This is a genomic window from Arsenophonus sp. ENCA, assembly GCF_002287155.1.
GTDB classification, from domain to species: domain Bacteria; phylum Pseudomonadota; class Gammaproteobacteria; order Enterobacterales; family Enterobacteriaceae; genus Arsenophonus; species Arsenophonus nilaparvatae.
The window spans coordinates 1-710 of sequence record NZ_NHNG01000215.1; the positions used below are offsets into that span (position 1 = coordinate 1).

A 710-nucleotide genomic window follows, 5' to 3' on the forward strand; every position below is an offset into this window, starting at 1 on the left:
CTTTTTTTGTCTATAGAAGGTTCAACTAATCGCCATAGGTCTTTAGGGCGGAAACATCTACTTTTTAACCATCGGCTAACCGTGTCATGAGATAAAGGCGATGGGCTGACTTCTGATAACGCCAAACTAGAGTATCTTACACTGCTTACTTGCAAGAATATTTTATAGATATCTTTAATGCATGGATAACCGGACAAAATATGAACATCCTTATTTTTTCTTGTTTTTAAATTTATACTTCTTTTTTAGAGACTGCGAAACTCGTGACAGAATAAACGAAGATTAATTTACGCCCGAAAAATTAACGAAGTTTATCGTAAAATAAAAAATAATCAGCACCAGTAAATAAACATTAAATTAAGGAATGATAACAATGAGAATAAAATTTACAGGTCGCTGGAATAAAAAAAGTCTTAAGAAGGCAATTTTTGAAGCGATTGAGGAATTACAATTTTATAACATTGAATTTCTCTCCGGCGTTAATCTTTATTTTCATGGGGAAGATATTAATTTTGATAATATTGAAATTAGGAACGAAAATGATACCCCTGTCATGTTTATTTATGATAATAATATTCCGGTTATAAAACCACGCAAAAGAAAAAAAAGAAAAGCACCCGTCATTAGCCTTGCGGATTTTAAAAGAAATAAATCCCGAAAAGATAAATAATAAAAAAACTGGGCGGATATACCGCCCGTTTAATTAATCT

General features: G+C 31.4%; 2 protein-coding genes. One reads left to right on the top strand and one right to left on the bottom strand.

The window, feature by feature from the left end:
- Positions 1-197: hypothetical protein (locus CBG25_RS05605; RefSeq protein WP_290604058.1), on the bottom strand; the 197-nt coding region annotated here is incomplete at its 3' end.
- Positions 198-373: 176 nt separating this feature from the next.
- On the opposite strand from CBG25_RS05605, the gene CBG25_RS05610 reads away from it, so the two are divergent.
- Positions 374-670 carry a hypothetical protein gene (locus CBG25_RS05610; protein WP_290605180.1) on the top strand — a complete coding sequence of 99 codons (297 nt, stop codon included), beginning with the start codon at positions 374-376 and terminating at the stop codon, positions 668-670.
- Positions 671-710 lie beyond the last annotated feature (40 nt).

What these genes read in the sequence shown, in the direction of transcription:
- CBG25_RS05610 (WP_290605180.1), top strand. Translation starts at nt 374, where the DNA reads ATGAGAATAAAATTTACAGGTCGCTGGAATAAAAAAAGTCTTAAGAAG.